Origin of the sequence: Imperialibacter sp. (assembly GCF_040222385.1) — a bacterium.
Classification (GTDB): Bacteria; Bacteroidota; Bacteroidia; order Cytophagales; family Cyclobacteriaceae; genus Imperialibacter.
Map to the genome: position 1 here is coordinate 1 of NZ_JAVKDF010000070.1, position 929 is coordinate 929.

Annotated in this window: 2 protein-coding genes; both read right to left on the minus strand. The window is 42.6% G+C overall.

The window, feature by feature from the left end; all coding sequences use genetic code 11:
• The coding region (locus RIG68_RS28860) for a transposase (protein WP_502880729.1) at positions 1 to 183 on the minus strand (183 nt) is incomplete at its 3' end.
• Positions 184 to 362: 179 nt separating this feature from the next.
• Positions 363 to 929: hypothetical protein (locus RIG68_RS28865; RefSeq protein ID WP_350130511.1), on the minus strand; the 567-nt coding region annotated here is incomplete at its 5' end.

The following is a 929-nucleotide window of genomic DNA, read 5'->3' on the forward strand; positions in this document are numbered from 1 at the left end:
ATGAAAGTGATTGCCGAGCAAGCAGTAAGCAAACGTTTCTACAAAAGGGTGAACGAACAGCTTGTACTGCTTCAAAAAGTAATCGTAATTTTTTGGCTCAAAAAATACTTGTGTGCCGTTGATTCCCCGATTGAAAATGTGGAAATACTGGTCGGGATGTAGTTTGGCGTTTCGTATGTCCATAGATCGAATTAGTTGTTGACTCAATATAAGGATTTCGGATAAAGAGCTACTCCAAATCAAAGAGGTTACTCTGCCCCAAAGAAAGTGTAACCTCTTTAATCTTTGGGAAACGATTCGTTACAGACTAAAGAGGTTACATCGGCAGGGACGCATAGAGTAACCTCTTTAGTTCAAAACCCTTATTCGAGCAACCACTTTTCGTCTAGCGGAGGTAGTTTCTTTTGAAGATGAAACGCCTGGTACTGCTCTTTTCCTCCGAACCAATCCAGCACAGCCTGACGGCTTAAGAAAGTTGGGGCTTCCTGCAGGTGTTCCTGATACGACGAGTAGGGGTAGTTCCTGAAGTCTTTTACCAATCCATGCTTCTCGGGATTCCAGTGAATGTAAGCGATCAGGGCGGAGAAATAAGACTCTTCCCTGACCTCGATACGCTTGAAAGGCGTTTCAAACAACCCTCCTGTTCTATTGTACATGCTGTTCACCGCCCGGGTGTAGCTTTTTAGAAAGCTGGAGAAACCATTGCTTATGTGCCAGTAGTAGGGTTTGTCTTTATCTTTTTTTATCACCAAATCCAGTTGTGTTATTTCTCTCACCCTTACCAGCAAATGAAAGTGATTGCCGAGCAAGCAGTAAGCAAACGTTTCTACAAAAGGGTGAACGAACAGCTTGTACTGCTTCAAAAAGTAATCGTAATTTTTTGGCTCAAAAAATACTTGTGTGCCGTTGATTCCCCGATTGAAAATGTG